General features: G+C 33.0%; 5 protein-coding genes and 1 pseudogene. 5 read left to right on the top strand and 1 reads right to left on the bottom strand.

Annotation, left to right across the window (positions count from 1 at the left end):
• Positions 1 to 59: 59 nt before the first annotated feature.
• Both devC and FWJ34_RS17325 read left to right on the top strand, forming a co-directional pair.
• On the top strand, positions 60 to 1,211 hold the full coding sequence (devC, locus tag FWJ34_RS17330; protein WP_308256595.1) for an ABC transporter permease DevC: 1,152 nt from the start codon (positions 60 to 62) through the stop codon (positions 1,209 to 1,211).
• A 49-nt stretch (positions 1,212 to 1,260) separates the two neighbouring features.
• A pseudogene (locus tag FWJ34_RS17325) lies at positions 1,261 to 1,977 on the top strand (ATP-binding cassette domain-containing protein).
• 339 nt (positions 1,978 to 2,316) lie between these two features.
• On the opposite strand, the gene FWJ34_RS17320 reads toward FWJ34_RS17325, so the two are convergent.
• Positions 2,317 to 3,069, bottom strand: coding sequence for a response regulator transcription factor (locus FWJ34_RS17320; protein WP_308256594.1), 753 nt, complete (start codon positions 3,067 to 3,069; stop codon positions 2,317 to 2,319).
• Between the two features lie 179 nt (positions 3,070 to 3,248).
• Between FWJ34_RS17320 and FWJ34_RS17315 the strand changes: the two genes are divergently transcribed.
• The 3 genes from FWJ34_RS17315 (at position 3,249) to mnmE (ending at position 5,625) form a co-directional block, all read left to right on the top strand.
• The gene (locus FWJ34_RS17315) at positions 3,249 to 3,725 is read left to right on the top strand and encodes a Tic20 family protein (protein ID WP_308256593.1); all 477 of its coding nucleotides are present in this window, start codon (positions 3,249 to 3,251) and stop codon (positions 3,723 to 3,725) included.
• Positions 3,726 to 4,069: 344 nt separating this feature from the next.
• Positions 4,070 to 4,189 carry a photosystem II protein Y gene (locus FWJ34_RS17310; protein WP_308256592.1) on the top strand — a complete coding sequence of 40 codons (120 nt, stop codon included), beginning with the start codon at positions 4,070 to 4,072 and terminating at the stop codon, positions 4,187 to 4,189.
• Between the two features lie 53 nt (positions 4,190 to 4,242).
• Complete coding sequence (mnmE, locus tag FWJ34_RS17305) at positions 4,243 to 5,625, top strand: tRNA uridine-5-carboxymethylaminomethyl(34) synthesis GTPase MnmE (protein WP_308256590.1); 1,383 nt, start codon at positions 4,243 to 4,245, stop codon at positions 5,623 to 5,625.
• Positions 5,626 to 6,166 lie beyond the last annotated feature (541 nt).

Here is a 6,166-nt window from a genome sequence, read left to right as displayed (position 1 = left end):
CAATATAATACCATCATTAATAACCTTATTTATTCACAAGTTTTAGTGCAAATTTTATTATGAAAATACCTTTAGCTTGGTTACAATTGAGCCGAGAAAAAATTAAATTATTAGTTGCGATTGCTGGTATTACTTTTGCTGATATTCTCATGTTTATGCAGTTAGGATTTAAAACAGCATTATTAAATAGTGCAGTAAGAGTTCATGAACAAATCAAAGGAGATGTTTTTTTACTTAATCCCCAATCAGATGCTTTAATTGCCATGAAAAGTTTTTCTTCACGGCGTTTATATGAGGCTTTAGGAGTAGAAGGAGTAGAATCAATTAATCATCTTCATATCGGTTTTGGTATTTGGAAAAACCCTGTAAATCAATCTACTCGACAAATTATGGTAATAGGATTTAACCCAAAAGATCAACTTTTTACCTTACCTGGAGTTGAAAAAAATCTTGAGCAATTAAAATTATCTGATATGGTTTTATTTGATGATAAATCACGGCCAGAATTTGGCCCTATTTCAGAACTTTTTAATACAGGAAAAACTGTCAAAACCGAAATTGATAGCCGACAAATTATGATCGGTGGTTTATTTTCTATTGGCTCTAGTTTTGGTGCAGATGGGAATTTAATTACCAGTGATTTAAACTTTTTAAGAATGTTTCCTAAGAGAAATGAAAACTTAATTGATATTGGGGTAATTCAATTAGCTGAAAATACTAATAAAGAGGCAGTAATTAACAGTTTAAAACAAAAATTTAATAGTGGTGATGTCGTTGTTTTATCAAGGCAAGAATTTGTTAAATATGAACGAGATTATTGGGAAAATAGCACTGCTATTGGCTTTATTTTTACCCTAGGGGCAGGAATGGGTTTAATAGTTGGTATTGTTATTGTTTACCAAATTCTTTATACGGATGTCGCTGATCATCTACCTGAATATGCCACCTTAAAAGCAATGGGTTACACGAACAATTATTTATTAATTCTTGTTTTTCAACAGGCAATTATTCTAGCTTGTGTTGGTTTTTTGCCCGGTTTAGGTATCTCTATTTTTCTTTATAACGGTGCTGCTGGGGCTACGGGTTTACCTATTTTTATGACTAAATCTTTAGCTTTGTCTGTCTATATTTTAACCGTTATTATGTGCTTTTTATCAGGGGCGATCGCTGTTAATAAACTGAAATCTGCTGATCCTGCAGACATATTTTAATGATTAAATATTCCTAATTATTCTTAAAAATAACAAGATAATAAAAATTATGTTAACAACAGATCCACAATTAATTATCCCTGAGAAACAAGAAAATAATCAAGTTGTAGAAATAAAAAATTTAGACTTTTATTTTAGGAGTAATAACATTGAAAAACAAACTCTTTTTGACATTAATTTAACCCTAAAAAAAGGAGAAGTATTAATTTGGAAAGGCCCTCCCGGATCAGGATAAACATCTTAATAATCCATTATAGGTGCATTGAGAACCGCCAATCATGGTAGCCTAAAAGTATTTGGCAATGAATTAATTAAGGGCAATAATAATCTACTCATTGAAACTAGGCGCAATATTGGTTATATTTTTCAAGCTACAAACTCAATAAAATCCTTAACTGCAAGGAAAAATGTCCAAATGTCTATGGAGTTACATCCAGAATTTTCTTCCCAAGAAGTTAAAGAAAGAGCGATTTTAATGTTACAAGCAGTAGGATTAGGCGATCGAATTAATTACTATCCTGACAATCTTTCAGGAGGGCAAAAACAAAGAGTAGCCATAGCTAGAGCATTAGTATCTTATCCGAAAATGGTTTTAGCCGACGAGCCTACAGCAGCCCTTGATAGTAAATCAGGTCGGGATGTGGTCGAAATTATGCAAAAATTAGCAAAAGAACAAGGTTGCACAATTTTAATTGTCACCCATGACGATCGCATTTTAGACGTAGCAGAGCGGATTATTGAACTAGAAGACGGAAAACTTAAGTAGGGGTTCATCAAAAAGTATTTTTATTTTGATGAGAGTAGCTATTAGCAGTCAGCTATCAGCTTAAAAGACCAAAAATCAAATTTTTAGCTTAGTAGTGTTATTGAGTTAATGTAAGTTTTTATTTCAAAATCAAGTCAAAAATATTTAGTTTTTTAACAAAAATTGTCAAAATGGCACACTTTGTTGTTAATGTAGTATTGATTGATCCTTGATTCTTATAGTCTTCAGATTTTCAACAGCAAACCGTAAGTAGTGAATAGTGAATAAGTCGCTAGGGGTAAATTAGTTCTAGCCTTCTAATTTTTAATTCCTAATTTCTAATTCTTAATTCTTAATTAATTAACCGAATCTGTAACCAAATCCACGCACAGTAATTAAATACTCAGGATTACTGGGATCTTTCTCAACTTTTTCCCGTAGCCAACGAATATGCACATCAACAGTTTTGGTATCACCTAAAAAATCTGCACCCCAAACATTTTCAATTAATTGTTCTCGATCCCATACCCTTTTAGGATAGGTCATAAACAGTTCTAATAAACGAAATTCTTTTGGTGAAAGATTAACTTCTTCTTGTCTTACAAGAACTCTACATTCATTAGTAAGAAGAGTAATCTCTTTAAATTGACGCACTGACTCTGGAGTTACATTATTAAAAGAATTACGGCGTAATAATGCCCGACAACGAGCAACTAATTCCCTCATACTAAAAGGTTTAGTTAAATAGTCGTCAGCACCAACCTCTAAACCTAAAACTCGATCAGTTTCCGCAGCTTTGGCACTTAAAATTAAAATGGGAATAGTATTGCCACGATAACGGAGTAAACGACAAATATCTAAACCGTTAACTTCTGGTAACATTAAATCTAAAATAACCATATTAATATTATCCCCAGAGCTTTGTAAATTTTGACGCTCAAGAATATTTAATGCTTCCCTACCGTTACTGGTTTTAATCACCTCGTATCCTTCGTCTTCCAGATTCAAGGCAATCATATTCCTTATCAATTCTTCATCTTCAATCAACAGAATACGACTAGATGACTGTATTCTTTCACGGACAGCAGTACTGGGTAAATCCAGAGCCAACATAAAAATTCTCTACATTTTGTTCTCTAATAACATATATAACAGAATTTTTGATAATGAACAATAGGTATTAGAAAAATAACAATTCTATTTGATTTGTGAAATTTTAATAACTTCTAAAATCAATAAATTTTGTGTAAATATAGTATTGTGAAGTTTGATCAATAAATTAATTTAATTATATGAATTGGCGTAACACAACTGATTGGAAAGACAAATTATTTGGTGCACTTGTGTATTTTTTTCCTCTCTATACAGCTTTAAATTTTGGTGTTTTTTTATTTCAACAATTTCCTATTTTAACCCTGATCGAAATTCCTTTAATTCCTTTGGCGATTATCAATCAAATTCCCTTTGGTGGTTTCATCTTATTTATTGTCTTATTCAGTGCCGTTGTCAGAAATTCTCGCATCAGTCATTTTATTCGTTTTAATACAATGCAATCAATTCTGATGGAGATATTATTAATTTTAATCAGCTTAATTTTTAACATTTTATTAGGAGCATTAAGCGGTTCATTAATTATTGAAACTATTTATAACACAATTTTTATCGGCACACTTGTTGCTTGTATCTATGGAATGTTACAATCAGCTTCAGGAAAATATCCTGAATTCCCATTAATTACAGAAGCTGCTTCAGGGCAAGTCCCTTGGTAAAATGAAAAAAATTTTTATTAGACTTCTTGCACCAAGTCGCGGCAATGGGCAACGGGGCAACGGGGCAATGGTAAAATCTTCATTCTAAATTCTAAAAAATTCTAAATTCTTCAGGCAATAGTTATTAAAATTGATAATTTCTCCCCTAAAATAGATTTTAATTTTTATTTTGCACTCTTGTCTATTGAAATCAAATAAGACTACAAGATAAGAAAAACGAGAAGTTTTTTTCAAAGTTTTCCATGAATATCTCAGGTTAAATTTTTGTCTAAAGTCCAAATGATTGCAATAAATGTTATTATTTTTTCAATAGTAAAGAATGATAAAAACTGGAGTATAACAAAATGGACTGGAGAATCTTAATCGTAGTGTTACCTTTGGCGATCGCTGGTGGCTGGGCAGTATATAATATAGGTGCATTAGCCATTAATCAAGCACAAAAATTCTTAAACAAACAAAGCTAGATATTGATTAGGAATAAGGAATTAGGGATTAGGAATTAGGAGAATATTTTGAGATGGTGAAAAAAATAATACAACAAGAAACTATTGTAGCGATCGCCTCGGCAATAGTACCAAATCAAGGTAGTATTGGCATCGTGAGATTAAGTGGTGTAACGGCTTTAGATATTACCAAAAAGATTTTTCAGCCTCAAGGTAAGCCGTCATGGAAATCTCATCAAATCCTTTACGGTTATATTCAAAATCCTAACACAAGGCAAATTATTGACGAAGTTTTAGTTCTATTAATGTTATCACCACGTTCTTTCACCCGGGAAGATGTGATCGAATTTCACTGTCATGGGGGCATTATTCCCGTGCAACAAGTTTTAGAATTATGTTTAGAATCAGGTGCCCGGTTAGCCCAAGGAGGAGAATTTACTCTCAGAGCCTTCTTAAACGGTAGAATTGACTTAACCCAAGCTGAAAGTATCGCTGAAATTATTAGGGCAAAATCACCTCAAGCCTCCCATATTGCCTTAGCAGGTTTACAAGGAAAATTAGCACAACCAATTCGTCAAATGCGTCATTCTTTACTAGATATTTTGGCAGAAGTAGAAGCAAGAATTGATTTTGAAGAGGATTTACCCCCCTTAAATGAAGCTCAAATTAAGCAAGATTTAGAAGATCATTTAGTTAAAGTTAAACACATTTTAGGGACTAAAGATCAAGGAGAATTGTTACGCAGTGGCATAAAAGTTGCTATTGTTGGTCGTCCAAATGTAGGTAAATCTAGTCTTTTGAATGCTTGGAGTAAAAGTGATCGAGCCATTGTTACTCCTTTACCCGGAACTACCCGTGATGTGGTAGAATCTGTGCTAGTGGTTCAAGGTATCCCCATTCAAGTGCTAGACACTGCCGGTATCAGAGAAACAGAAGATACCGTGGAAAAAATCGGGGTTGAGCGATCGCTTAAAGCAGTATCACAAGCAGACTTAATTTTGTTTACCATTGATGCTAGTACAGGATGGACTCAAGAAGATGACGAAATTTATCAACAAATCCGAGATTTAAACCTGATTTTAGTCATCAATAAAATCGACATAGCTACCGCAGACATCATTAAATATCCTACTGAAATAAAAGAGGTTGTCACCACCGCCGTAGCCATAAATAAAGGTATAGAAGACTTAGAAACTGCCATAGTCAAAACAATTCAAAGGGGAGAAACCACTGCTCAAGATTTAGAAATTGCTAACAATCAACGTCAAGCAGCCGCCTTAACCCGTGCTAAATTAGCATTAATACAAGTAGAAGAAACTATCGAAAATCAATTACCCCTCGATTTTTGGACAATTGACTTACGCATTGCCATTCAAGCATTAGGAGAAATTACCGGAGAAGACGTAACAGAATCTGTCCTTGATCGTATTTTTAGCCGTTTCTGCATCGGAAAATAAGGTTTAACTCAAATGTTGCACCTCGTTGAAAATTGGCTTGTGAGGAGGAGTAATGAGTAATGAGTATAATAATTAACTTACAGCAGTTTTCAGATCAATGAACCACAATTCTTATTATAAAGGTAGGGTGGGCAATGCCCACAATTTGAGGGTGTGGTTTACCAAATTGAAAAGCGCTGTAAACTATATCAAAATTGATTTTTAACTTTTTTCTATTTAGTATCAATGTACTGATCAAGATCTCGGTTTAATTTGAAACTCAGATTTTGTATCAGCGATCAAATATATTAGTAGATGAGGAATAAATAACAGACACGAGGGCAAAATAAAAATTAAAATCTATTTTAGGTGGGAAATTATCAATTTTAATAACTATTGCCTGAAGAATTTAGAATTTAGAATTTAGAATGAAGATTTTACCAGTGTATCGGTGCATCGGTGTCTATCCCTCTTTTGTCAGTTTCCGATTTTAACTATTATTAAATATTTTCAAACAGCTTGATAACTAAAGATTAAAGCATACTACAGAGTCAAATTTACT

It is taken from the genome of Geminocystis sp. GBBB08 (assembly GCF_016743215.1).
Taxonomy (GTDB): Bacteria; Cyanobacteriota; Cyanobacteriia; order Cyanobacteriales; family Cyanobacteriaceae; genus Geminocystis.
This window is presented reverse-complemented; position numbering and strand designations above follow the sequence as displayed.